The sequence below is a fragment of the Halomonas sp. 7T genome (assembly GCF_025643255.1).
GTDB lineage: Bacteria > Pseudomonadota > Gammaproteobacteria > Pseudomonadales > Halomonadaceae > Vreelandella.
In genome coordinates this window covers 1,412,164-1,438,379 of the sequence record NZ_CP087112.1, presented here as the reverse complement: position 1 = coordinate 1,438,379, position 26,216 = coordinate 1,412,164, and the positions used below count along the sequence as shown (strand labels likewise).

The window sequence follows — 26,216 nt, the reverse complement described above, 5'->3', positions numbered from 1 at the left end:
TGTAGAGCTGGCTAACGCTTGAACTACGGCGCTGCACGCAAGCGCCGCAAGGTTGGCGCGTGTTTAAGTGTTGTCTAGGCGCTCAATAATGGTCGCAATGCCTTGGCCAACGCCAATGCACATGGTGACCAGCGCATAGCGGCCACTGGTGGCTTCTAGCTGGCGCAGCGCAGTGAGAGCCAAGCGCGCCCCAGAGGCACCCAGCGGGTGGCCGATGGCAATTGCGCCGCCGTTAGCGTTCAGGCGTGGATCATCGGCTGATAGTCCTAACTGTTGAACGCAGCCCAACACCTGAACGGCAAAGGCTTCGTTGATTTCAATCACGTCCATCTGTTCAAGCGAAAGACCAGCCCGAGCCAGCGCTTTTTGCGAGGCGGGTACCGGGCCCAGGCCCATCACGCGGGGGGCAACGCCAGCCACGGCGCTGGCGACAATACGCGCGCGGGGGGCAAGTCCAGCGCGCTCACCTGCTGCACGCGTACCTACAATCAGCGCGGCAGCACCGTCGTTTAATCCAGAGGCGTTGCCTGCGGTCACGACACCGCCTTCGAATAGCGCGCCGAGTTTGGCCAGTTTCTCCTCGGTGCTTTCAGCGCGGGGGTGCTCGTCTTTATCTACCAACAGCGGCGGCTGTTTGCGCCCTTGAGGCACTTCTACCCCAAACATTTCGCCTTCATAGAAGCCGTTTGCCAGCGCTTTGGCATAGCGTGCCTGTGAGCGGGCGGCAAAGGCGTCGCTGGCTTCGCGGCCAATGTTTAGGTCGTGGGCAATGTTGTCGGCGGTTTCCGGCATGCTGTGGCTACCGTACTCCTTGGCAATCCACGGGTTCGGAAAGCGTGAGCCAATCACGGTATCAAACATCGGCTGATTGCGAGCGTAAGGGGAGTCAGCTTTGCCTAATACGTAGGGCGCGCGGGACATAGACTCCACGCCGCCGGCCAAAAATAGCTCGCCTTCGCCTAAGCGAGCGGCACGGGCGGCATCCATCATCGCGGCTAAGCCACTGCCGCACAGGCGGTTGACGGTTTGGCCCGCGACCTCAATGGGCAGGCCCGCCAGCAGCGCCCCGTGACGGGCCACGTTACGGGAATCTTCTCCCGCTTGGTTAGTACAGCCTGCCAGCACCTCTTCATAACTTTCTGGTGCAAACGGATTGCGTGCCACCAGCGCCTTTAACGTTAAGCCCAGCAGCTCATCTGGGCGAATGGCCGCTAGGCTGCCGCCATGGCGACCAAAAGGGGTGCGTAATCCGTCGTAAATATAGGCGTCTTGCATGATTATTCTCCTTGTTTGTGTAAGCCGTCTTGGAGCCTGAGGCGTCAGCCCGTTGGCCCGTCAGTGAGGGGCATACCCAGCGCGGCGCGGCGGCGCAGCCATGGGCTGGGGCGGTAGCGAGGGTCGCCGGTGGCATCCAGCAGGTTGTTTAGAATGGTCATGATCCGTAAAGCGCCGTAGTGCTCGCCCATGCGCAGGGGGCCAAACGGGTAGCCCAGGCCAAGCTCTACCGCACGATCAATGGTGGCGGGGGCTGCGACGCCTTGCTGAGCGATATCTGCGCCAACATTGACGATGCACGCCACCACCCGCTGCATTACAAAGCCGCTGCTGTCTTTAAGCGTACTGACGGGGGTGCCGTCAGCATTGAGCAGGCAGGTGGCCGCATTAATCAGATCCGATCGGGTAATGGGGGAAGTCATCAGGCTACGGCGCTTATCCAGCCCCGCCAGCATATCCACCGCGACACACTGCTCGGCGTTTAAGCCTTGGCGCAGGGCGCATTGGGTGGTGTCTTCGCCCAGCGGTGTCAGCAGGCAAAGCGCCTCGGCGGATGGGTATTCACCACGTTCAAGCGGCCAGCCTGCCGCGTTGACCAGCTCGGCAAGTGCGGCGGCGCTCTCTGGGTCGTCCTGGCTGATCCACACCGGGCAAGGAGTTGCGGCGTTAATGCTTGGCTCCTCTGGCATCTGCTGTTGGCCATCCACGTAGCGGTAGAAGCCTTCACCGGTTTTGCGCCCTAGCAGCCCCGCTGAGAGCCGCTGGCGAGTCAGCGGTGAGGGTCGAAAGCGCGGCTCTTCGTAATATTGGTGATACACCGACTCCATCACCGCATGAGAAACATCCAGGCCGGTTAAATCTAGCAGGGTGAACGGGCCCATCCGGAAGCCGCCTTGATCCACCATGATGCGGTCAATGGTAGCAGGGTCGGCCACGCTCTCGCTCAGAATACGCAGCGCTTCGGTGCCAAAGGCGCGTCCAGCATGATTCACCAGAAAGCCAGGGGTGTCGGTGGCTTGGGCGGTAAAGTGGCCCATGGCAGTGCCCAGGGCGTTTACACGTTGGGTGATAGCGTCAGTGGTGCGCAGACCTGGAATCACTTCCACTATCTTCATGAGCGGGACGGGATTGAAGAAGTGAAAGCCAATCACCCGCTCAGGGTACTGGCAGGCCGCAGCAATGGCGGTCACAGACAGCGAGGAGGTGTTGGTGGCGAGCACGGCATCCTGGCGAACAATGCCCTCTAAATCACTGAACAGCCCCTGTTTGACTTCCAGCTTCTCGATAATCGCTTCAACCACTATATCGCAGGGGGAGAGGGCGGCGAGGTCGCGGGCTTCGATCAGTCGCTCGCCGTACTGCTCGGCTTGGGCTTGAGTAATACGCTGCTTGTCGGCGCTGCGCTGCCATAACCCATGAATAAAGGCTTTCGCTTCCGCCACCGCGCCTTCTTTAACATCAAAGAGCATGACGTTTAGGCCCGCCTGCGCGGCGAGCTGGGCAATCCCTCTACCCATGGCACCTGTACCGACAATGCCAAGAGTGTGGAACGAATGGGCGACTGCGTCGTTAGACATAGGTCAAAATCCTCGCTGCTAGCGTTTTTGTTCTGCATTGCAAAATAGTATTTCGTTTATTGACTGCCATCCTAGGCTATGCAAAAGTGCCTGACAAGAGAGTGAACACCAGTTTCGCCATGCAGAATTGTTGCAGGGCTCACTGCCCGCGCGAACGCCAACCATAAAAATATCGTTGCCACCAGGAGCCGTTATGATCCGTGATCCCGAACTGCTGAATCAGTTGGTTGATACCATTGCCCGCTTTGTCCGGGAGCGCTTAATTCCCAACGAGGCGCGGCTGGCCGAAGAGGACGCAGTACCTGCCGAAATTCTGTCAGAAATGAAGGAGATGGGGCTGTTCGGGCTATCGATTCCTGAGGAGTACGGTGGTTTAGGGCTCACCATGGAAGAAGAAGCCCTGATAGCCATGGAAATTGGCAAAACGTCTCCCGCGTTCCGCTCAGTATTCGGCACCAATAACGGCATCGGTGCCCAGGGGATTTTGATTGATGGCACCGAAGAGCAGAAAGCCAAATACGTGCCGCGCCTAGCTACCGGGGAAATTCTCAGCTCTTTCTGCTTAACCGAGCCGGATTCAGGCTCTGATGCCGCCAGCCTGCGTACTACCGCCGTGCGCGATGGTGATCACTATATTTTGAACGGCACCAAGCGCTATATCACCAACGGCCCGGAAGCAGACCTGTTTACCGTGATGGCGCGCACAAACCCGGACAACAAAGGCGCTGGCGGTATCTCTGCCTTTATTGTTGAGGGTAATACGCCGGGTCTTATTCGCGGCCCGGCGGATAATAAGATGGGCCAAAAGGGTGCGCATACCTGCGACATCATCTTTGATAACTGTCGTGTGCCCGCTGAAAACATCATTGGCGGCAAAGAGGGCCAAGGCTTTAAAACCGCCATGAAGGTGCTTGATCGTGGGCGCCTGCATATCTCTGCCGTGTGTGTGGGCGTGGCCGAACGCTTAGTCGAAGAGTCGTTGCGCTACACCATGGAGCGTAAGCAGTTTGGCGCGCCTTTGGCAGAGCATCAGTTGATTCAAGCGATGCTGGCGGATAGCAAAACCGAGGCCTACGCAGGTAAAACCATGGTAATGGACGCTGCGCGCCGTAAAGATGATGGCGAAAACGTTTCTACACTGGCCTCCTGCTGCAAGCTGTTCTGTGCGGAAATGGTGGGTCGCGTAGCCGACCGCGCTGTCCAGGTGCACGGTGGTGCGGGCTATATGTCGGAATACGCCGTTGAGCGCTTTTACCGCGATGTGCGTTTGTTCCGCATTTACGAAGGGACGACGCAAATTCAGCAGCTGGTGATTGCCCGGAATATGGTGCGGGAGGCGTCCTAATGGCTCTGTCGGTCCCTTATCAAGCGCCAGACGAGAAGATTTTCGGACGCCTGGCAAGCGAGCTGTTAGCAGAACTCCCCGAGCGCTTGAGCACCCGCGTGATGGAAAATGCGAAACGCTTAGCGGACCATCCGGCGTTGGTGGATGGAGACGTTCGCTGGAGCTACGCCGAGCTGGGGCAAGAGATTCATGCCGCCTGCGAGTGGTTAGCTAATCTTGGCGTACGGCCTGGCGATCGTATTATGATGGTCAGTGAAAACTGCCGTGCCCTGGTGGTGCTACTGTTGGCCGCCAGCGAAATGGACGTTTGGGTCGCGATTGTCAATTCGCGCCTTTCCGCCCAAGAAGTGGATTTAATCCAGGGCAACTGCCTGCCGCGCCGAGTGTTTTATACCTGCGAGGCCTCTCAAGAGGCAGGCCTGCACGCCGAGCGTCATGCGGCCGACCGCTACCAGCATCCGCAGCTCGGCGGCCTAGCGATTTCACCGCTGTTTGAGAACGAGCCAGAGCCTGTGCATGCCAGCGGTGCTGAGCAGGTGGCGGCCATGATCTACACCTCAGGCACCACTGGTACGCCGAAAGGCGTGATGCTGACCCATCGTGGCATTCTGTATATCGCCTCTATTTCTGGCGGCATGCGCCATTTGAGTGAAGGGCAGCGGGTGTATGGTGTGCTGCCCATGTCTCATGTGTTTGGCCTCTCATCGGTGTGTATGGGCTCGCTGTATAATGGTGCTTGCCTTTACACCGTGCCCCGCTTTGATGCGGTGCAACTGCTGGCAACGCTGAAAGAGGAGCGTATTACGGTTCTCCAGGGCGTGCCTGCCATGTACGCTCGCGCCTTGGAGTACCTGAAGCGTGAGCAGCGTCCGTTAGAAGCGCCCGCGCTTATCTACATCTCGGCAGGCGGCTCGCCGCTGGATAGCGATACCAAAACCCGCGTGGAAGCAGTGTTTGGCTTAACGCTGCACAATGGCTATGGCCTCACCGAAGCTAGCCCCACCATTAGCCAAACGCGTATCGACGACCGTCATGCCAGCAGCACCGTAGGCCGTGTATTGCCGCTGCTGGAGTATCGGTTGGAGCCTCTAGGCAGCAGCGGTAGTACGGAAAGCGCGGGCGAGGAGATCGGCGAGCTGTGGGTGCGTGGCCCCAATATCATGAAAGGCTATTTCCGCCAGCCGGATGCCACCCGTGCCACCTTAACGGAAGATGGTTGGCTCAATACCGGCGATATCGCCAAGCTGGATCACGATGATCAGCTCTATATCGTGGGCCGCAGTAAAGAGCTGATTATTCGCTCGGGCTTTAATATCTATCCGCCGGATGTGGAAGCGGTGATCAATGAGCACCCGGCGGTGACCTTAACCGCCGTGGTGGGGCGGCAGGTGGCCGGCAATGAAGAAGTGGTGGCGTTTGTGCAGTGTGAGCCGGACATTGAGGTCGATATGGCAGAACTTAAAGCCTTTATTGCCGAACGGCTTGCGCCCTATAAACGGCCCACCCAAATTGTCTTAATGGATGCACTGCCTTCCACTGCCAGCGGTAAGATTTTGAAAGGGCGGTTACGCGACCTGGCCCAGCAGGAGAGCGCTGTATGAGCGAAACAGACAGCGCGATCGCCTCAACCACGCCTCAGGCGCTAATGGGCTACCACGAATTGCTGGGCATGCACGTGGTGGAGTGGGATGAGGGGCGTGCGGTGGTGGAACTCACCATTGAGCCCAAGCACCTGAACCGCAGCGGCAACGTGCATGGTGGCGTATTGGCCTCGATGCTGGATAGCGCCCTGAGCTTGGCGGGCCTGCATTGCGATGTGCCGGGGAATATTCGTCGTGGGATGACGCTATCACTCACCACCACGTTCGTGGGGCCTGCACGGCAAGGCGTGTTGCGGGCCACGGGCACGCTGCGTGGCGGCGGGCAAAAAACCTTCATGACCAGCGGTGAGATTGTCGATGAGCAGGGAAATCTGGTGGCTATGGGGGAAGGCGCGTTTCGCCGCCGCAGCGGCAGCGAATCGTCACAAGGCACTCCCGACCCCCAGATGAGGGAGCCCAACGAGTGAGCCCAGCCCGTCTGCGGGTTTCCTGTTTACTGTTGGCCACCCTCGCCACATTGACCTACCTAGTCGGGGGTGGCGTGGTGTGGCAAGCCGCTGGCGTTATAGCGCTGCTGCTCTATTTAATAACCCTGAAAGGCCAGCTGACCCGCATGGCTAAAGGGCTGCTGTGCGCGGCGGGCGTCCTCTCGCTGCTGGCGCTGTGGCATTCGCCTACGCCTGGGCAACTGCTGTTTGAAGCAAGCGGGCGTTTTGCCTTTTTTGCCACCTTTGTGGTGGCGCTCAGCATGCTGCGTTTACCTGCCTATCGCTCCCGTTTAGTGCGCCGCTGCGGGCAAAGCATGCTGCTTCAGTCCCCCAGCCGCCGTTACCCGATTTTATCGCTGGGCTCGGCGCTGTTCGGCATCATTCTGAACATTGGCGTGCTAAATCTGTTTGCCGCGATGATCGAGAAGAGCAATACCCTCAGCGCGGCACAGGGGCGCGCTTGGGTACAGCAGGCGCGCCAGCGACGTATGATGCTGGCGCTACTGCGCGGATTTTCGCTGGCACCGCTGATTTCGCCCATGGGTATCGGGGTAGCGGTGGTGCTTTCAAGCCTCCCCCAGGTCACTTGGCTACAGTTGGCGCCCTATATATTAGGCGCTGCCGGGCTGATTTTTATGGCGGGCTGGGCGGTGGATTACGTCACTGGCCCGCACCCGCCCGCCAGTAAAGGTTACGTACCTCCTTCGCTGCGCCCGCTGGCGCAATTTTGCGTGCTGCTGATCGGTATCGTGGCACTGGTGTTTTCCATTGCATGGCTGCTGGATTTACGTTTGCCGATTGCCGCGCTGCTGGGCGCGCCTACCGGGGCGCTTTTATGGCTGGCTTGGCAGCGTCGCAGGCTAGGCTATGGTGGGCTGCCTGCGGCCATGACGGCGGTGCATCGTCAGCTACCTTGGCTGCTGTCTCCCAGCGCTAATGAGATTGTGGTGCTGGGGGCAGCGGGCTATTTAGGGCACTTATGCGTAGGGTTGGTGGATACTCAACAGCTAGCGCCGCTATTGGCAGTGCTTGGCCCGCTAGGCGCGTTCAACGCGGTGTTGGCAATGCTGATGGTGGTGGGGCTGGCGCAAATAGGCGTCAACCCGATTGTCACGGTGACGCTGTTGGTGGGTTTACTCCCTACGCTGGGTATTGAAGGGTTAACCCCTGCGCTGATAGGGGCCTCTTTGATGGTGGGCTGGGCGCTGGCGCTAATGTCGTCGCCGATGACGGCCTCCATGCTGATTCTGTCGCGCTTTACCCGTGTGCCTGCCACCCGCATTGGCTACCGTTGGAATGGTCGCTTTCTGATCACGGTGATCCCACTGTTGGCATTATGGTTTGGTTGGTCACCGTTCTAAGGTGGGGGAGCATGAAACGCTTGACCTTTGGCAGGCGTTTTTTTATTGTTCTTTTAATAAAGTGAAATATTATTTTACTGTGCGGAATAAAAAGCTGATGGTTCAATCGCTGGAGCATGCCTTATGAAAATCCTCGTCGCGGTGAAACGCGTCATCGACTACAACGTCAAAATCCGCGTCAAAGCGGATCATTCTGATGTGGATCTTACCAACGTCAAAATGGCCATGAACCCCTTCTGCGAAATTGCCGTGGAAGAAGCCGTGCGCCTGAAAGAGAGGGGCGTGGCCACGGAAGTTGTCGCCGTCACGGTAGGCCCCAAGGCCGCCCAAGAGCAGCTGCGCACCGCGCTGGCGCTGGGGGCCGACCGCGCCATCCATATTGAAACCGACGAGCGCGCTGAATCCCTAGCGGTCGCCAAACTGCTGGCCAAAGTGGTCGACGAAGAGCAGCCCGGCCTGGTGATTCTCGGTAAGCAAGCCATCGACACCGACAACAACCAGACCGGCCAGATGCTGGCAGCCCTCACCAACTTACCGCAGGGCACCTTTGCCTCAGAAGTCGCGGTAGACGGGGACAAGGTGAACGTCACTCGTGAAATCGACGGCGGCCTGCAAACCGTTGCCCTCACGCTGCCCGCGATCGTCACCACCGACCTGCGCCTGAACGAGCCGCGCTACGCCAAGCTCCCCGATATCATGAAGGCTAAGAAAAAGCCGCTGGATGTGAAAACGCCTGCCGACTACGGCGTGGAAGTGGCCTCCAAGGTCACGCTGCTCAAAGTAGAGTCCCCGGCGGAGCGCAAAGGCGGTATCAAAGTCGCCTCGGTGGACGAGCTGATCGACAAACTGAAAAACGAAGCCAAAGTGCTTTAATAGGAGCTGATCTCATGAGCATTCTGGTACTTGCCGACCTGCATGAAGGTCAGTTAGCGGGCGCCACCGCCCACGTCGTCGCGGCTGCCCAAGCCATCGGTGGCGATATTGACGTGCTAGTGGCTGGTGAAGGTATCCAAGCCGCTGCGGAAGCCGCTGCCAAGCTCGACGGCGTAAACAAAGTACGCGTGGCAGACAACGCCGCCTACGCCCACCAGCTGGCCGAGCCCATGGGTGCACTGCTGGTCGAACTGGCTGAGGGTTACACCCACGTCCTCGCCAGCGCCTCCACCACGGGCAAAAACGTCCTGCCGCGCCTGGCGGCACTGAAAGACGTCAGCCAGCTGTCGGATGTGATTGGTGTCGAAAGCGCCGATACCTTCCTGCGCCCGATTTATGCCGGAAACGCCATCGCCACAGTGAAAAGTGACGACGCGCTCAAAGTCATTACTATTCGTACCACGGGCTTTGACGCGGTCGGCACCAGCGGCAGCGCCCCCGTTGAAACGGTCGATGTGGTCGTGGAGAACGCCCAGTCCAGCTTCGTCAAACAAGAGCTAGCCCAAAGCGATCGTCCCGAACTGGGCGGTGCCAAGGTCGTTGTGTCGGGTGGACGCGGCATGGGTAACGGCGAGAACTTCAAACTGCTGGACGGCATTGCCGACAAGCTGGGGGCGGCTATCGGCGCTTCCCGCGCGGCGGTAGACGCAGGCTTCGTGCCCAATGACATGCAGGTCGGCCAGACCGGCAAGATCGTCGCCCCCGAGCTGTACATCGCGGTGGGTATCAGCGGTGCGATTCAACACTTGGCGGGCATGAAAGACTCCAAGGTGATCGTGGCGATCAACAAGGACGACGAAGCGCCGATCTTCCAGGTAGCCGACTACGGCTTGGTAGGGGATCTGTTCGAGATCCTGCCGGAGCTTGAGAGTAAGCTGTAAGCGCTTCTGAAATCCTGTCATTGGTCGGAACAACCCGTAGCGGGGGTCTTTTGCCATGGCCGGAAATAGTTCCCGACATTTCCGGCATTTCCGCCGTCCATGGCGGTCAGATGGCAAAAGTAGCTCCCATGGATGGGTTCACAGCGACCCCGCGTAGGGTTGTTCCGACCATTTCATTGCAGTGCGTTATCTTCCTGAAAAGGCCCAGTGGGGCCTTTTGCGGTATTGGTTCACAATAATAACCAGCGAGTTTTCCATGCTAACCCAACTGACTGCCTCGATGACGCTGCCGGTGATCGGCTCTCCCATGTTTATCGTTTCTGGCCCTGAGCTGGTGATTGCCCAGTGTCAGGCGGGCATTATGGGCGCGTTTCCTGCGCTGAACGCCAGGCCTGCGGAAGTGCTTCGGGAGTGGCTGCAGCAGATCACCGAGACGCTGGACGACTATAACGCTCAGCACCCGCAACAACCCGCCGCACCGTTTGCAGTGAACCAGATCGTGCACCCGACCAATGACCGCCTGGAGCACGATGTAGCGCTATGCGCTGAGTTCAAAGTGCCGCTGATTATCACCAGCCTGCATGCGCCCAACCGAGTGGTCGAGCAAGTACACGCCTATGGCGGCCTAGTATTTCACGACGTGACCACGCTACGGCACGCTAAAAAAGCCATTGAGGCCGGTGTGGATGGGCTGATTTTGGTTTGCCATGGCGCAGGCGGACATGCGGGGCGGCTCAATCCTTTCGCTTTTGTAGCGGAGGTGCGGCAGTTTTACGATGGCCCGCTGGTGCTGGCCGGGGCGATTACCAAAGGCGAGCAGATCGCCGCCGCTCAAGCGCTGGGTGTGGACATGGTGTATATGGGCACACGTTTTATTGCCACCCAGGAAGCCAATGCCCAGCCTGCTTACAAGCAGATGGTGCTGGAAGCTGCCGCGGGGGATATCGTCTACACCAATCTATTTACTGGCGTGCACGGTAACTACCTACGCCAAAGCATCGAGCTGGCCGGGCTAGACCCAGAGGCACTGCCTGAGGGTGACAAAAATGCCATGCGCTATGGATCAGGCGGCAGCAGCAAAGCAAAAGCGTGGCGGGATATTTGGGGTGCCGGGCAGGGAGTGGGGGGCATTACCACACTCAACAGCGTGGCCGATGAGGTCGCCACGCTGCGAGCGGGTTATCAGCAGGCGCTAAATCACTTGCGGCGGCGTTGACGAAAGGCGGCCACGCGGGTGTGAAAATCCTCGGTGGCCTTACACACATCCTGCAGCTCGCCTTCAAGCGTGATGGTCTCGTCGAGCGATAGGTTCCCCGCTTGCCGCATGGCCCGTTTCGTTGCCCCTAGCGCCTGGGGGGATTGCGCCACCAGCGCCTGTGCCAGCGCGCGGGCTTCGGCTAGCACCTGCTCATCTTCCACCGCCCGATTAGCCAAGCCCAGCGCCACGCAGCGCTCGGCATCTATTGGGGTAGCTAGCGCCGCCATCTCGAAGGCCTGGGCGTGGCCTAGTTTGCGCACCAAGTGCCAGCACGCACCGCCATCGGGAATCAAGCCAATATTGATAAAGGCCAGTTTCAGGTAAGCCGAGCGGCCCATGACTACCATGTCACTGGCCAACACGTAGGAAACACCAATCCCCGCAGCGGCACCGCTGACCGCCGCAATCACGGGTTTTTCCATCGTCATCATGCTGCGCAGTGCGGGAAGAAAAAGGGTGGCTAACCGTTCGCTGGCGGGCGCAGTAGTGGCCTTCTCGAATTCCGCTACATCGGCACCGGCACAAAAGGCGCTGCCTTCACCGCTGAGAATCACACAGCGCACCTTCGGGTCAGCCGCTACGTTGGCTAATGCCTCATTCAGCGCCAGGGCCGTAGGCTCGTTGAGGGCATTGCGCACCGCTGGGCGCGCAATGAATAGTTCGGCAATACCGCCTTCGGAGACGTTAACCCGCACTAAAGGCGTTGCTTCGCTGGTCATGCGCTGCTCCTTAAGCGGCGTCGAGCTGCTCGCTAACAGTCTCAAGGTGATAGTCGCTGTCACCCAGGTAGTGATCAAACATCACCAGATGTTTAGCGTAGTGGGCCACGTAGCACTCGTCGGTCATACCCATACCACCATGCAGCTGAATAGCCTGTTCAGCGATAAAGCGCGCAGACTCACCGCAGTACGCTTTGGCCGCCGCTAGCTTGTAATCCCGCTCTTGGGCAGGCAAAGAGAGGCTGGTGGCGGCAAGAATTGCCATGGAGCGCGATTGCTCCAAGTGAAGGTGCATATCCACCATGCGGTGCTGTAAAGATTGGAACGTGGCCAGCGGCAGGCCAAACTGCTTGCGCTCTTTTAAATAGGCCAAGGTTTGGTCGCAGGCCGTTTCCATGGCGCCGATTGCTTGGGCACACAGCGCGGCGCGGCCTAGCGCCAGCACCGCTGCCAGCGCGTCACCTGCGTCTTCGCTTAAGCAGTTCTCTAGCGGCAGCGTCACGTTATTCAGCGTTAGGTCACCGGCGTGCTGATCATCCATCGTGCGATAGGTGCGTACTATGGCGCCTTGGGTATTGGTAGGCACGATGAACAGCCCTATCTTGCCGCTGGTGAGCTGGGCGGTGACCAGCGTGGCGGTGGCATTGTCTAGGTTGATGACCACATCTTTACGACCGTTAAGCTGCCACTGGCCATCTTGCTGGCTCGCTTGGGTCGATATATCGAATGCGTCATAGCGGGCGTTTTGCTCTTGCCAAGCAAAAGCGAGCTGGTGTTCACCTTCTAACAGCTGAGCAAGCCAGCGCTCCTGCTGCGTGGGGTTGGCACATAGGGCGAGTAACTGACCGGGCATAACGAGGCCAAACAGGTAAGCTTCAGGAACCAAGCCGCGTCCTAGCGCCTGCATAATAATCATCAGATCGGTGCCGTCGCCGCCTAGCCCGCCCACGTCTTCGCTAAACGGCATGTGCAGCAGGCCCAGCTCGGCAAAGGTGCGCCACAGCGGGCTGGCGCCTTTGGCGGGGGCTTCCAGCATGGCACGGCGCTGCTCGGGAGAGACCTGGTCGGCCACCAAGCGTGTCAGTGTCTCTTCGAGCATGCGCTGCTCGTCAGTGAGTGCAAAATCCATGGTGATCCCCTTACATACCTAAAATGGTTTTAGCGACGATACTTTTCTGAATTTCGTTAGCACCGCCATAAATCGATAGCTTGCGACGATTAAAGTACTGAGCGCTGGCGGCAGCACTTTGGGCGTCGTTGTCATCTAGCGACTCGTCGCCATGGAGAAACTCAGGGAAGAACGGCAGGGCGGCAGGGCCAAGTGCGCGGCGAGTCAGCTCGCTGATCTCCTGGCGCAGTTCCGAGCCGCGTACTTTCAATAGCGAGCTTTCCGCCCCAGGAACGCCGCCATCCCGTGCGGCGGCAATCACACGCAGGTTAGTCACTTCCAGCGCCATCAGCTCAAGCTCGGCTTTCACCACCCGCTGGCGAAAGCTGGGGAGCGATAAGAGCGGTTTGCCACGGTGCTGCACTCGGGTGGCGAGCGACTTCAAATGACGCAGCGCCTGCTTGGCGTGGCCAAGCCCGGCAATGCCGGTGCGTTCATGGGTGAGCAAGAATTTGGCGCAGGTCCAGCCTTGGCCCTCTTCACCGACGCGGTTTTCTACCGGTACGCGGACATTATCAAGAAACACCTCGTTGACTTCGTGGGCGCCGTCGAGGGTGATAATGGGCCGTACGGTGATGCCGGGGGTCTGCATATCGATTAGCAAAAAGCTGATGCCCGCCTGTTTTTTGGCATGGGGGTCGGTGCGTACCAAGCAGAACATCATGTTGGCGTGCTGGCCCAGGGTGGTCCAGGTTTTCTGGCCATTGACGATGTAGTGGTCGCCATCGAGCACGGCGCGGGTGGATAAGCCGGCCAAATCCGAGCCAGCGCCGGGTTCGGAGTAGCCCTGGCACCACCAATCCTGGTTATTAAGAATGCGCGGCAGGTAGTGCTGTTGTTGCTCAACGCTGCCGAATTTCATGATCACCGGCGCGACCATATTGACGCCAAAGGGCACCACGGTAGGGGCGTGGGCGGCTGCGCACTCTTCATCGAAGATATGCCGCTGTACCGGCCCCCAGCCAGGACCGCCATGCTCAACGGGCCAGTTGGCCGCAAGCCATCCTTGTTCGCTGAGAATGTTCTGCCAGCGGATGTGGTCATCGGCGCGCAGATGGCGGCCTAGGCGCACGCGCTCACGCAGTTCGCTCGGCAGAGACTCGGCTAAAAATCGGCGGACTTCCTCGCGGAATGCCTGCTCTTCGGGGCTAAACGTCAGGTTCATGAGTGTGCATCCTCGGAAGGCGTCTTTTTATGAATCGATGAAGGGGATGGCAGGGTGGCTTGACGGTGCGGCCCGCCCAAATGGCGGGGGTAGCCCAGGGCTTCCACCGCCAGCAGATCCATATCGCTCTCGCGGTAGCAGGCCCCTTGCTGCCCTAGCGTCAGGCTCGCCTGCTCCATGGCTGACTGAGCATCGTTGGCGGAGGCTTGCTCGGCGGCGTGATAAAGCGTGCTCAGCACGCTGTGACACTGAGTCACCACCACGTTGGCTCGTAGCGCTTTGAGCGTTAAGGCGGCCCGCTGCTGATCGGATGCGCTGGCGTGGTGATTGACCAGTTCATGGAAAGGGCCACGCTCGGCAAGAACGAGGTGAAGGGGTGAGGCTGGGACGCTTGCGCTTAATGGCTGCAGCGCTACGGTGATCACATGCGAAGGGCAGGCGCTGGCATCTTCACCCGGGGCGAGTAGGCACAGTTCAGTGCTATCGTTTGGGGTATCGGTAAGCGTTATGTTGGCGCGCTGGGCTGGGCTCTGAAGCGTCTTGAACAGCGGGTGCTCACCGATGAGGGCGATATGTGCAAAGGGCTCAGCGTTGTCGACGCCGGGCACTACATGGGGACTTCTGGCGGCAAAAAAGAGATGGATGAGCCCTGCACGCTGCGGGGAGTCCATGCAGGCGAGAAACAGCTCTCTTTCTTGGCGCAAACCCTCTTCCAGCGACGCCGCCTTCGTGCAGATATCAATGGCTTCCACAATGCGAAACGGTGAAAACAGCGCCGATGCGTGGCTCTCAAGCTGTGTCCGCATGGCGGCAATGGCTTGGGGGTTGGCCTCGGGGGCGGGTAACTGCCCGGTAATACGCGGCTGCTGTTCTCCTGCGAGGATCGCTTGGGCCGCTGCTAACCCTGCTTCCAATGGCGTTTGGGCATCGCTGATGGCATCAATAATGCCGACCTCAAGTGCTTCAGCGGCCTCTACAAAGCGCCCGCTGGTAATGATCTCTAATGCATTTTCCACGCCTACTAAGCGGGGCAGCCGTTGGGTGCCGCCTGCACCCGGCAGCAGCCCTAGCTTTACTTCCGGTAAACCGACTCGAGTATCTTTCAGCGCAACACGATAGTGGCAGCCCAGTGCCACTTCTAAGCCGCCGCCCAGCGCGGTGCCGTGTAGCGATGCGATGAGCGGTTTAGGGCACGCTTCCATCTGTGTAATGACATCCGGTAGTAGCGGCGCTTGGGGCGGTTTGCCAAACTCGCGTATATCGGCTCCGGCGATAAAGGTGCGCCCCTCTGCCATCACCACCAGTGCTTTGGCCTGTTGGTCTGCGATGCCCTCTTCCAGTGCGCTGAGTAATCCGCTTCGCACTGCTTGGCCCAAAGCGTTAACTGGCGGGTTAGCGATACTGATGACGCCAACCTCGCCATGTCGCTGATAGTGAACACTCATAGTGGCTCCCGTGTTTCGCTATGTGAAATATAAGATTGTTATTTGGAATCCGGTGATCATGGCGAAAGAGACCGTTGGAGTCAATAATGCAAAACATGATTCTGCATTGCGGAACTTAGAAGGCTAAGTAAAAGGCCGCTCAGAGGCGGCCTAACGTGTAGAACTGCTGGCGGATAGCGCCGCAGCACCGCTAAAACACCGGGTTTAATCCGGCTTCTTCAAGTGCAGTGCGGCGTGCTTCCATCCAGCCGTCAATGAACGCCGTTTCCTCTTCTGGCGCATTGGCTTGGTAGGTGTCCCAGGTATCCATCAGCAGCTGTTGCCGCGCCACCAGGGCGTTTTGGTGGGCGTCCATGTCATCGGTCCATACGCCGCTTTGCTGGTAATACGCCACCACGGCGTCGTGGAAGGGCACCACCCAGGTCATGTTTTGGTTCTCCAGCGCATAGCCGCTGGCCCCTGGGGCGTTATCTTTATAGTCGTCAAACGACTCCACTAGCGTGGTGATCAGGCCGGTCACCGTTTCTGGGGCCAAATCGGCGTTGCCCACTAGAATCGGGTAGGGGTAGCTGGCGCTGGCCAGCGGCTGCTCAGCATTGATACCGGCCCCAGAGGTAACCTCGTGGGGCTGGAAGTAGGGCGCCATTTCCAGCATCTGTGCCCAGCCTGCTTCATCGTCAGTGGGCAGCTCGGGCCACTGCAAGCCACGGGGGCTCGCCGCTAACCGCTGGGCAGCAGGGGTAACCGTTGTGGTGATGGCGGCATCGGCGCGGCCGCTGATAATACCGTCGAAGGCGGCGTTGTAGCCGGGGAAGTCGACGCGTTCAACGTCATCCCAGGTTAATCCTGCAAACGCTAAATACGCCTCGGCGGCTTTGTTCAGCGCATCATCGCCGCGCAGGTAGGCAAGCCGTTTACCTTCTAGGCTGGCGATGGAATCCATCTCTACGTCGCCTGCCACCGCCATGCCGATACCGAAGGTTGCCATGGAGGTTGAAATCACGCGAATCGGCTGTGGGCCCCAGTCCGGCCCGGCAAACATCATCACGCCTTCAGAGCCGTAGTAGCTGGCAATGCCGCAGGCGCAGAGATCCACGCGGCCAGTTTTCAGTGGCGTCATGCGCATGGTGTCGTTTTCACCAGGAATGACGCGGGACTGGGTGCCGTGCTCCTCCTGCAATAACTGGCTGATGGCCATAATCTGCGCATGGCCACTGGTGCCGGTGCCATAAGCGGTCCAGTTCAGCGTGCTGGGCATGGCGCTGGCGCTTCCCGCCGCCAGCAGGCCCACCGTTAAACTACTGAGTACGAGGGTGAGGGTTGTTTTTGTGCTCATAAAGTTCCTCGAGGGTGGCATTAAGCGTTAGCGGTAAGCGAACGCTGGTGATGGCGTTGGCTAAGACGCGCAAGCGCAACGCCCGGTAGCAGCGCCGCTGCGGCCAAGCCGATTAATTCCCACTGGCTGAAGGGCACCATGCCACCACCGGGCAATGCCAACAGCAGGCCAGCGATCAGCACGAGCGCTCGAATGACGATTTCCTGCAGCGCGCCGTAGCCCAACCGACCCACCCCCATCAGGTACCCTTGCATGGCAGAGGCAAACAGGATGATGCCGATCACCGCTTGGATAAACACGGCAACGATCATCAGCGGCTCGCCCTGCATAATCAGCGCAGGGTTGAGCACGAACAGGAAAGGAATAAAGTAAATCACGCTGCCCAAACGCATGGCCTGTAGGCCGGTTTCCATCGGGCGAGCGCCAGCTACAGTGGCCGCCGCAAAGGCACCCAGCGCGACGGGAGGCGTAATAAAACTGAGCATGCCCCAGTAGAGAATGAACATGTGCACTGCCATGGGGTCCAGGCCGCCGCCCTGAATCAACGCGGGCGCCAGAGCCACCGCCAGGAAGATGTAAGCCGCGGTGACGGTCATGCCAATGCCCAGTACAAAGCTAGTGGCCGCGCCCATAAGCAGCAGCAGCGGCACGCTGCCACCGGCGATATTGATAAAGTCGTTGGCAATAGTGCCCGACAGGCCGGTCATAGAGAGTGCACCCACCAACATGCCAACGCCCGCCAGAATGGCGATCAGCTCAGCAAATAGCTTGGCCGCCGATGACAGCGTCTCGGTGACATCCTTCCAGCCCCAGCGGTTGTGTTTGGAAAGCTGATTAAGCACCAACAGTAGGGCGGTTGCGTAAAAAGGCGCAACGGCTTCACGTTGCATCACCAGCAGCATCCAAACGAGAAGGCCGAAAACAAAAATGAAATACCAGCCCTCTTTCAGCGTTTGCCAAACCGACGGCAGTTCGACAGCAGGCAACCCCTTGATGTCGTTTCGTGCAGCGTAAGCGTCGATTTGGATGAACAGGCCTAGAAAATAAAGAATGGAGGGGATCACGGCCGCTAACGCAATGGTCGAGTAAGGCACATCTAAAAACATCGCCATCACGAAGGCCGTTGCCCCCATGACGGGCGGCATAAGTACACCGCCAGTGGATGCACAGGCTTCTACACCGCCCGCGAACGAACGGCTCATGCCGATTCGGCGCATGGCGGGAATTGAGAGCACCCCGGTAGTCAGCACGTTGCTGATCACGCTGCCGCTCATGGAGCCCATTAAGCCGCTGGAGAAAATCGATACCTTCGCTGGGCCGCCACGCACATGGCCTAGTAGCGCGAAAGCTAAATTAATGAAGAATTTGCCGCCGCCGCTTTTCTGTAGCACTACGCCAAATACTAAGAAACCGATCACTAGGCCTGCAAACGCCTGCAGCGGAACCCCCATGATGCTTTCGGTGCTCATGGTGTGATACATCGCGGTTTCAGAGAGACTGGATGGGAAGGCCTGAATGGGTCCAGGCACAATATCGGCCACCAAAGGGTAAAGAGAGAATAGCCCTGCAATAATTGCAATGGGCAAACCACCAGCTCGGCGGGCGGCTTCAATGATCAGTACCCAGTAGGCGTAGCTGGCATAGATCGCGATATCCGGTGCCGCAAATGCCCAGCCGCGCTCAAGAATAGGCACGGCGTTATACACAAAGTAGCCGCCTACGATGAGCGTCGCGGCGCTCAGCAGGTAGTCATACCAGGGAATCGATTGTTCCTGCTGGCTGCTGCGCATGGGCCACAGCAAAAACACTAAAGGCAGTAGAAGCGCGACAACCGCATAGTAAAACTGGGTTTCTAGCCCTGTTACAAACGTGAGCCAGCCCAAGTTAAACAGGTAGTCCAACGTCATCATCATTAATAGCACAGTGACGGTGGCAGGTACCCAACGAAGCGGGGCTGGCAGCTCGCGTATTTGGCTGATTTTCTCTTTAACCTGCGGTGTGCTGGCAGGTGGGGTATCGGTGGTCATAGGACGTTCCATCAATCAGCAGGGGCGGCGGACACCGCCCCGTGGCGAGAGTTACTCGAAGATCGGTTCAAACCCAGCATCGGTGAGCGCAGTGGCGCGGGTGGCCATCCACTCAGTGGTAAACGTATCGGCATCGCTGGGGGCATCTTGCATAAACTGCTCCCAGGCCTGCATTAACAGGTTTTGACGCTCAACGAGTTGGTCTTGGTGGGCCTGCATCTCATCGTTCCACACGTCGATCTCTTTGTAGTACTCCACCACTGCGTCGTGGAAAGGTATTACCCACTGCAGATCCTGATACTCCAGCGCGTAGCCCACCGCACCTGGTGCGTTATCTTTATAGTCGTCGTAGTTCTCCTGCATCGCTTTGATTAAACCGTAAGCGACACTGTCATCAAGATCTTGGTTGGCGACGATGATCGGGTACGGGTAGCTGGCGCTGGGTACCGGGTTGTCGGCACTAATACCGCCTGCACCGGCGGTGACTTCATGGGGGCGGAAATAGGGCGCGACCGCTGCCATGCGTTCCCAACCCGCTTCATCGTTGGGATCTAGCACTGGCCAGCTAATGCCACGCGGGCTACTGGCAAGCTGCTGAGCGGGTGGTGTAACGGTGGTGGTGAAGGAGGCGTCTACATCGCCAGCAATAATGCCGTCAAAAGAGCGAGCGTAGCCCGGGTAGTCAACGCGCTCCACGTCATCCCACGTTAACCCACCAAAGGCGAGATAGGCCTCGGTGCCTTTATTAAGCGCGTCATCTCCGCGAATGTAGGCAATGCGCTTGCCTGCTAAATCTGCCGGGGTTTCAACATCTAGATCTCCGGCAACGGCCAAAGACAGCCCAAATGACGCGGTAGAGGTAGTGATCACGCGCAGCGGCTGTGGGCCCCAGTCGCGGTCGGCAAACATCATGACCCCTTCAGCGCCGTAGTAGCTGGCGATCCCGCAGGCGCACAAATCAACGCGACCCTGCTTAAGGGGCGTCATCCGGGAAACATCGTTATCGCCTGGCAAAATGCGCACTGAAGAGTTGTACTTATTTTGCAGCATATTGCCGATAGCAACGGCTTGAGCGTAGCCACTGGAGTTGGTGCCGTAGGCGGTCCAGGCCATGGTATTGGGGAGTTCTACATCGCTGGCATGGCTAACCGCTGCACTTAATAGAGAAAGGGGAAGGGCAGCGATAAGTAGGCGGTGAGCAAACGGATGCATTGAAATGCTCCTTTATTGTGGTTGTTTCTATTGTGATCGTAACCTTCGAGTTAGTTACGTTCAGTTACTTTTCGTTTTGCTATGCGGTATTGGGTTTTGCTAAGTGGTCGAGTGATAGTAGGTAAGGCCAAAGAGGCTGTCAACGCTGTTCTGGTGGCTAGCTACAAATAGTCCTTAGCTATACGAAAAAAGCCAGGCGATTGCCTGGCTTTTCAATAGGTTATGCGTTTTATAAGTTAAGAGAATTCCCGCCATGCGGCGTAAGTGCTTAAAAATACCCGCCCAGTGAGTGCCTCCAGAAAATCGCTTTTTTTCAGTTGGTCCATCACCGGACCCTTGACCTCAGAGAGGTGCAGCTTGACGTCAGAGTCTTTCAAACGCGCGTTGATGGCATCAAGGCTCTCTAACGCAGACGCATCAATCAGATTCACCGCCGAGCAGATGAGCACGACGTGTTCAAGTTCGGGACGGCTAGCCACTAGGTTGTAAACGGTATCTTCCAGATAGCGAGCATTAGCAAAGTAAAGACTCTCGTCTATGCGTAGCAGCGCTGCATTGCTTACCGTTTCCACATCGTGCCGCTCTACGTTACGAAAGTGCTCGGTATCGGGGACTCGGCCCACCAAGGCACTGTGAGGGCGGCTGGTGCGGTACAAAAACAGCGCAATAGAGAGTGTAACCCCGCCAATAATGCCCGCTTCAATACCTTCTATCAGAGTCAATAAAATGGTGAGCGCCATGGCGGCGAAGTCACTGCGCGAGTAGCGCCAGGTTTGTCGCAGCATGGGGATATCCACCAGCGTTAAAATAGACACCGTGATGGTGGCGGCCAGCGTCGCGATGGGTAAATAGTACAGCCAGCCAGTAAATGCCATCGTCACCAGCGCAATGCCAAGTGCGGCAAATGCCCCCGCAGCTGGGGTTTGTGCGCCGGCATCGTAGTTGATAACGGTACGCGAAAGCCCGCCGGTCACGGGCATGCCGCTGGTAAACCCAGCCGCTAAGTTGGCGGCACCTAAGCCAATTAGCTCCTGGTTGGGGGAAATGCGTTGGCGCCGTTTTGCCGCCAGCATCTGACCCATCGAGACCGACTCCACAAACCCCACTAAGCTAATCAGCATGGCGGGGATCAATAGCGCTCGCCACAATGAGGAGTCTCCCCAGGGGAAACTGAGTGCGGGCAGGCCGCTGGGAATAGTGCCGACCACGGCGACTCCGTGCTCGTACGCCAGCTGCCAGTGCCAGGTAGCCAGTGTTGTGATGACCACAGCCAACACTGGCCCTGCTTTGGTGATTAAATCGGCGAGGGCAGTAGATAGCCCCAGCTTTCGCAGGCTCTGTTTGCCGTAGCGGCGCATCAGGACCAAAAACAGCAGCGTCCCACCGCCAATGGCCACCGTATAGGGGTTAAAGGTGGGTAAATTGGGTAGTAGCGTCATCATGCGCTCTACCAGGGTAAAGCCGCTGCTGGAGATGCCCAGTAGACTTCCCAACTGGCTTACGGCAATCAAAATGCCTGAAGCGGTCAAAAAGCCGGAAATGACCGGATGACTTAAAAAGTTGCTAAAAAAGCCCATCTTCAGCGCGCCCATGGCCACCAAAATGGCACCCGAAAGTAACGAAAGCACCAAGGCTGCTTGTAAGTACTCGGCACTGCCGGGCGTGGCCACGGCCGATAAGGCGGCCCCTGTCATCAGTGCAATAATCGCAACGGGCCCCACTGCCAGGGTTCGGCTGGTACCTAAAAAGGTATAAAGCAGCTGTGGAAGAATACTCGCGTAGAGGCCCACCACCGCAGGCAGGCCGGCCAACAGCGCATATGCCAGCGATTGCGGAATGACCATTACCGTTACGATCAGCCCTGCGATGAGATCAGCTCCCAATAAGCGCCGGTGGTAATGGGGCAGCCAGTTAAAAATAGGCAAATAGCGCTTAAACATAAGCTCCTGAGCGTGGGCCGTGTGTGTAAAAGAGCGGTGTAGAAAATAAGGCCAATAGTTTAGCGCGTTACGCCCTGAATTACGGCATTTGACGCGTTGATTGTGAGCCGCAGATGGTGCTCTTCCCCCAAAGTGCTACTTCTTTCATTAGCATAACTCGTTAAGCTGACTGAAGAAGAGAAATCTTCTAAATCGCATCGTTTTATGACTCAACAACGTCAACTAAAAAAGAGTGCCTCACATGCGACTACTTCGTTGGCTGGTGCCACTGCTTCTCATTATTGCGGCCACCTGGCTTGTATCACTGCCTGAGCCATGGTCTTACGCGGCGATTGTGTGCGCCGTGTTTGCAGGTATAGCGGCGTTTGCCAGTGTGCTCTACGCTATTTATAACGCAGGTCAAGAGCGCTTGGCGCAGCCTGCACTGCTAAAACCACTGCGTGACTATAGCTCACTGCGTGCTATGGCGTATCGGTTAATGAACCGAGCCAGCAGCACGGCCATTGCCTCTGCGGAGGTGTCCCACTACGCCGATTTGATGGCCCAGCGGTTGGGCAAACAGGAAAGTATGGCGAGCGAGGCTTCCTCTAGCATGGGCGCGATCAACGCCGCCATTGTGCAGGTCAGCGCCAGTGCGACCCAGGTGGCCGCACTCGCAGACAGCGCACGGCAAGCGAGCCACCATAATCATGACGAGTTGACGGATATCATTCATGACATGACCGAAGTGGCCGAACGCTCCAGCCAAGCATTGGAAATGCTCACCGCGCTCAACGATAAAATCGAGCGGGTGCGCAATGTGACTTCGATGATCGAAGACATTGCCGAACAGACACACCTTCTCTCTTTGAACGCTTCTATTGAGGCGGCGCGTGCAGGGGAACATGGACGGGGCTTTGCGGTGGTGGCGGGTGAGGTGCGCAATTTGGCGATGAAAACCTCTACCGCCACGCAAAGTGTGGATGAACTGGTCAAGGATATGCACCAAAGCGGGCAGAGCGTAGTAGAGACCATGGGGGACTTGATGACCCGCGTGCGCGAGCGTTCTCAAGGTATGCAGCGGGTAGGCAGCAGCTTGGCAACGATAACTGAAGAGTTTGATCAAGTGCAGCAAGAAATTACTAGCGTAGCCGACGCTATGAACAGTACGAAAGAGCACAGCCAAACCGTTGCTGACAGCCTTCGTCAATTGGAAGACGATGTCGATGAGGGTAACCGCAACATGCACGAGTTGGCGCATCAAGCGCGGGCGCTGATGGAGGCTGCTGAAGGTGTTGACGGAGAACTTGCCCAGCAGCGCTTGCTGGGTCGGCATCAAACTGTCTTCTTGGCGGCCCGTCAAACAGCCGATCGCATCGGCAAACTGTTTGAAAAAGCCATTGCACGGGGAGAGCTTTCAGAGACAACGCTATTCCAACCAAATTACGCAACCATCAGCGGTACTCAGCCGCCGCTGTACCATACCGGTTTTGATCGTTTCACCGACCTGCAGCTACCCACACTTCAAGAGCCACTGCTCAGCGAATATGGCCTTAGCTACGCCATCGCCTGTGATCGCAATGGCTATGTACCCACCCACAATACGGCGGTTAGCCAAGAGCCCTCGGGTGATTATGAGCACGATCTTAAATACTGCCGCAGCAAGCGGATATTCGACGATCCTACCGGCAGTCGCTGCGGTGCCCATGAGAAGCCTCTTTTACTGCAAACCTACAAGCGGGATACGGGAGAGATCATGCACGATCTTTCCGTGCCGATTTTTATTAACGGCAAGCACTGGGGTGGCTTCCGTGTGGGCTACCAGCCTGAGAAGGCGCCGCACACCGGCAACGCGGCTGCAGAGCAAGCAGCGTTGCCGGGTTCAAGCCGTCGCTTGGCGCGGGCGTGATTGCCAGGACGACCAAGAGTAGAGCGCCAACCCCGTCCAAATCATCAAGAAGGTGACGAGTTGAATAAGGCCCAGCGGCTCACCGAAGAGCGTCAGCGCGATTAAAAACTGAATGCTGGGGTTGATATACATCAAGAACCCCAGTGTCGCTAAGCGTAAGCGGCGGGCCGCACCGGCAAAAGCCATCAGCGGTAGGGCGGTTAACACCCCGCTGACGACAAGCAGTGCAGACATGGGGATATCGTGTAGAAAGTGCGATTCGCCCTGCCAACTCATCCACGTTAGGGCTATCAGCGCCAGCGGGAACAGCAACAGCGTTTCCACGAAGAGGCCTGATAGCCCATCCAGCGGTACCTGCTTGCGAAAAAGTCCGTAGCTGCCAAAGCTCAGCGCAAGCAATAGGCTAATCCACGGCAATTCCCCCAGCATGATAAATTGAATCGCAATTGCTAGGCTGGCGAGGCCTAGCGCCACCAGTTGAAGCTTTGCCATGACTTCACGCAGCACCAGCATGCCAAGCGCCACGTTCACCAATGGCGTAAGAAAGTAGCCTAAGCTGGCTTGAAGTACCTGCTTACTCTCTACCGCGTAGATGTAGATACCCCAGTTAAAGGCGATCAGCAGCGCGCAGGCCAGCACCCTGCCCAAGCGTTTGGGCTCGACCAACGCTGCCACCACCGGTGGCCACCGGCGCAGCACGCTGATAAGCCCGACTAAAAACAGGCACGACCACAAAATGCGGTGAATTAAAATCTCAAAGGCGGGAATGCCGTCAAACAGGGCAAAAAACAGCGGAAAGCAACCCCACATGGTGTAGGCGGTCAAACCAAACATAACGCCTTTGACCGCTTCAGGGTCCCTTGGAGCGGATGGAAGCATAGCAGCCTCATTAAATAAAAATGCTAATCTAGCACACAATTGATAAAGACACCGATGCAAAGGAGACGCGGCATGAGTCAATTAAAAACCAGCTTGGTGCAGTGCGACTTACGCTGGGAAGACCCCCAAGCCAACCACACGCATTTAGAGGGATTGCTCGGTGATTTGGATAGTCGCGACACCGATTTAATCGTGCTGCCCGAGATGTTTGCCACGGGCTTTACCATGAACTCTCGAGAAATGGCCCAGCCTATGGAGGAGAGCCAGAGCGTTGCCTGGCTACAAGCCCAAGCGAAGGCGAGGGGCTGCGTAATGACCGGAAGCGTGGCGATTTTAGACGATGGCCAGTACTACAACCGTATGGTATGGGCAACGCCATCGGGTGAGTTGAACTACTACGACAAGCGCCACCTGTTTCGCATGGCCGGTGAGCACGAGCGCTACGGGATGGGCAAAGCGCGTCATATTGTCGAGCTGAAGGGCATTAAGCTACAGCTCAGCGTATGCTACGACCTGCGCTTCCCCGTCTGGATGCGCCAGCAGCCTGCAGAGGATGAGCATTTCGAGTATGATGCCATCCTGTGCGTGGCTAATTGGCCCGCTCCTCGGCGCCACCCGTGGCGGACGCTGCTGCAAGCGCGCGCGGTAGAAAACCTAGCCTATGTAGTAGGCGTTAACCGCGTAGGTGAAGATGCCAAGGGGCTTGCCTATAGCGGCGACTCCATGCTGGTCGATTTTAAGGGCGAACCGCTCATTGACCACCCCGCCCATACTCCGTTTATTGAAACGGGGACGCTAGATAAAACGGAACTCGATGCCTTTCGTGAAAAATTTCCTGCCTGGCAAGATGCCGACCGCTTTTCGTTACTGCCAGGAGTGGGGCAATAATGCGCCTTGATCGTTTTTTAAGTGAAACCACACCGCTTACTCGCAGTTTGGCCAAACGCGCGCTTAAAAACGGTGAAGTGACGCTCAACGGTGAGCCCATTAAAAAAGCGGCTACCCATATAGATACTGAACACGACGACGTGAGGCTTAACGGAGAGAGACTTGCCCTGGTAGGCCTTCGCTACGTGATGCTGCATAAGCCCTTGGATGTAGAGTGTACCGCACGACGAGGGCTTTACCCGCGAGTGATCGATATTATCGATTTGCCCAAAGTAGAACGTTTGCAGCCTGTTGGGCGGCTCGATGTCGATACCACTGGCTTGTTACTACTGACGGATGACGGGCAGTGGTCTCATCGGGTTACCTCACCACGCCACCGCTGCGCCAAAGTGTATGTCGCAGAGTTAGCCGAGCCGATGGAAGGCGAGGCTGCCCAGTGGGCAGTGGAGCAAGTCGCACAAGGCATTCTATTGGATGGTGAAGAAACGCCGACGCAACCAGCCACGCTACGGTTTATTTCCCCGCAGCAGGCGGAACTCACCATTACCGAAGGGCGTTATCATCAGGTAAAGCGCATGTTTGTTGCCCTGGGGAACCATGTGAATGCCCTGCATCGCCGCTCGATTGGCGATGTCATGCTGCCCGATGATCTAGCTCCCGGCGAATGGCGCGAGCTTACCGCAGAAGAGGTCGCCAGTTTTTAAGAGATAAGACTCCTGCTGCGCGCCGCCTTGGGCACCCTGCCGATGGAGGCGTTTTATTAAACGATATTTTATACCGTTATCTTGTTTTCTTACCAAGCTGGTGGAAATATCGGAATCAGTGCCAAA

Annotated in this window: 21 protein-coding genes; 10 read left to right on the top strand and 11 right to left on the bottom strand. The window is 57.7% G+C overall.

Annotation, left to right across the window (positions count from 1 at the left end; translation table 11 throughout):
• Positions 1-63 precede the first annotated feature (63 nt).
• Together LOS15_RS06605 and LOS15_RS06600 are read right to left on the bottom strand one after the other, a co-directional pair.
• Positions 64-1,275, bottom strand: a complete 1,212-nt coding sequence (locus tag LOS15_RS06605; RefSeq protein ID WP_263069001.1) for a 3-oxoadipyl-CoA thiolase — start codon at positions 1,273-1,275, stop codon at positions 64-66.
• Between the two features lie 44 nt (positions 1,276-1,319).
• Positions 1,320-2,852 carry a 3-hydroxyacyl-CoA dehydrogenase gene (locus LOS15_RS06600; protein ID WP_263069000.1) on the bottom strand — a complete coding sequence of 511 codons (1,533 nt, stop codon included), beginning with the start codon at positions 2,850-2,852 and terminating at the stop codon, positions 1,320-1,322.
• A gap of 193 nt (positions 2,853-3,045) precedes the next feature.
• On the opposite strand from LOS15_RS06600, the gene LOS15_RS06595 reads away from it, so the two are divergent.
• The 7 genes from LOS15_RS06595 (at position 3,046) to LOS15_RS06565 (ending at position 10,677) form a co-directional block, all read left to right on the top strand.
• On the top strand, positions 3,046-4,197 hold the full coding sequence (locus LOS15_RS06595; RefSeq protein WP_263068999.1) for an acyl-CoA dehydrogenase family protein: 1,152 nt from the start codon (positions 3,046-3,048) through the stop codon (positions 4,195-4,197).
• Positions 4,197-5,798, top strand: a complete 1,602-nt coding sequence (locus LOS15_RS06590) for a class I adenylate-forming enzyme family protein (protein ID WP_263068998.1) — start codon at positions 4,197-4,199, stop codon at positions 5,796-5,798. The genes LOS15_RS06595 and LOS15_RS06590 overlap by 1 nt, the downstream gene beginning before the upstream one ends.
• Entirely contained in the window at positions 5,795-6,265 is a 471-nt protein-coding gene (locus LOS15_RS06585; RefSeq protein ID WP_263068997.1) for a PaaI family thioesterase, read from the top strand. Before LOS15_RS06590 ends, LOS15_RS06585 begins: the two co-directional genes overlap by 4 nt.
• Positions 6,262-7,647 (top strand): hypothetical protein, encoded by a 1,386-nt coding sequence (locus LOS15_RS06580; protein ID WP_263068996.1) that lies wholly within the window; start codon positions 6,262-6,264, stop codon positions 7,645-7,647. The genes LOS15_RS06585 and LOS15_RS06580 overlap by 4 nt, the downstream gene beginning before the upstream one ends.
• A 123-nt stretch (positions 7,648-7,770) precedes the next feature.
• Entirely contained in the window at positions 7,771-8,520 is a 750-nt protein-coding gene (locus tag LOS15_RS06575; RefSeq protein WP_263068994.1) for an electron transfer flavoprotein subunit beta/FixA family protein, read from the top strand.
• A 14-nt stretch (positions 8,521-8,534) separates the two neighbouring features.
• A complete protein-coding gene (locus tag LOS15_RS06570) occupies positions 8,535-9,461 on the top strand; it encodes an electron transfer flavoprotein subunit alpha/FixB family protein (protein WP_263068993.1) in 927 nt (308 codons plus the stop codon).
• A 256-nt stretch (positions 9,462-9,717) separates the two neighbouring features.
• Positions 9,718-10,677: an NAD(P)H-dependent flavin oxidoreductase gene (locus LOS15_RS06565; RefSeq protein WP_263068991.1), complete on the top strand. Its 960-nt coding sequence runs from the start codon at positions 9,718-9,720 to the stop codon at positions 10,675-10,677.
• On the opposite strand, the gene LOS15_RS06560 is transcribed toward LOS15_RS06565, so the two are convergent.
• The 8 genes from LOS15_RS06560 to LOS15_RS06525 form a co-directional block, all read right to left on the bottom strand.
• Complete coding sequence (locus LOS15_RS06560) at positions 10,659-11,438, bottom strand: enoyl-CoA hydratase/isomerase family protein (protein ID WP_263068989.1); 780 nt, start codon at positions 11,436-11,438, stop codon at positions 10,659-10,661. The genes LOS15_RS06565 and LOS15_RS06560 overlap by 19 nt on opposite strands.
• A 10-nt stretch (positions 11,439-11,448) precedes the next feature.
• Positions 11,449-12,567 (bottom strand): acyl-CoA dehydrogenase family protein, encoded by a 1,119-nt coding sequence (locus LOS15_RS06555; protein ID WP_263068987.1) that lies wholly within the window; start codon positions 12,565-12,567, stop codon positions 11,449-11,451.
• A 10-nt stretch (positions 12,568-12,577) separates the two neighbouring features.
• Positions 12,578-13,771 carry an acyl-CoA dehydrogenase family protein gene (locus tag LOS15_RS06550; protein ID WP_263068985.1) on the bottom strand — a complete coding sequence of 398 codons (1,194 nt, stop codon included), beginning with the start codon at positions 13,769-13,771 and terminating at the stop codon, positions 12,578-12,580.
• Positions 13,768-15,216 (bottom strand): enoyl-CoA hydratase/isomerase family protein, encoded by a 1,449-nt coding sequence (locus tag LOS15_RS06545; protein WP_263068983.1) that lies wholly within the window; start codon positions 15,214-15,216, stop codon positions 13,768-13,770. The genes LOS15_RS06550 and LOS15_RS06545 overlap by 4 nt, the downstream gene beginning before the upstream one ends.
• Before the next feature lie 190 nt (positions 15,217-15,406).
• Positions 15,407-16,552: a TAXI family TRAP transporter solute-binding subunit gene (locus LOS15_RS06540; RefSeq protein WP_263068981.1), complete on the bottom strand. Its 1,146-nt coding sequence runs from the start codon at positions 16,550-16,552 to the stop codon at positions 15,407-15,409.
• 20 nt (positions 16,553-16,572) lie between these two features.
• Positions 16,573-18,579: a TRAP transporter permease gene (locus LOS15_RS06535; protein WP_263068979.1), complete on the bottom strand. Its 2,007-nt coding sequence runs from the start codon at positions 18,577-18,579 to the stop codon at positions 16,573-16,575.
• Between the two features lie 51 nt (positions 18,580-18,630).
• Positions 18,631-19,791, bottom strand: a complete 1,161-nt coding sequence (locus tag LOS15_RS06530) for a TAXI family TRAP transporter solute-binding subunit (RefSeq protein WP_263068978.1) — start codon at positions 19,789-19,791, stop codon at positions 18,631-18,633.
• A gap of 236 nt (positions 19,792-20,027) precedes the next feature.
• The gene (locus tag LOS15_RS06525) at positions 20,028-21,731 is read right to left on the bottom strand and encodes a SulP family inorganic anion transporter (protein WP_263068977.1); all 1,704 of its coding nucleotides are present in this window, start codon (positions 21,729-21,731) and stop codon (positions 20,028-20,030) included.
• A 241-nt stretch (positions 21,732-21,972) separates the two neighbouring features.
• Here LOS15_RS06525 and LOS15_RS06520 point away from each other — a divergent pair, with 241 nt between their 5' ends.
• A complete protein-coding gene (locus LOS15_RS06520; protein ID WP_263068975.1) occupies positions 21,973-23,619 on the top strand; it encodes a methyl-accepting chemotaxis protein in 1,647 nt (548 codons plus the stop codon).
• Here the strand turns inward: LOS15_RS06520 and rarD are convergent.
• Positions 23,593-24,498, bottom strand: a complete 906-nt coding sequence (gene rarD / locus LOS15_RS06515; protein ID WP_263068974.1) for an EamA family transporter RarD — start codon at positions 24,496-24,498, stop codon at positions 23,593-23,595. The genes LOS15_RS06520 and rarD overlap by 27 nt on opposite strands.
• A gap of 72 nt (positions 24,499-24,570) precedes the next feature.
• Between rarD and LOS15_RS06510 the strand changes: the two genes are divergently transcribed.
• Positions 24,571-25,386: an amidohydrolase gene (locus tag LOS15_RS06510; protein ID WP_263068973.1), complete on the top strand. Its 816-nt coding sequence runs from the start codon at positions 24,571-24,573 to the stop codon at positions 25,384-25,386.
• Positions 25,386-26,090 (top strand): pseudouridine synthase, encoded by a 705-nt coding sequence (locus LOS15_RS06505; RefSeq protein ID WP_263068972.1) that lies wholly within the window; start codon positions 25,386-25,388, stop codon positions 26,088-26,090. The genes LOS15_RS06510 and LOS15_RS06505 overlap by 1 nt, the downstream gene beginning before the upstream one ends.
• Positions 26,091-26,216: the final 126 nt, after the last annotated feature.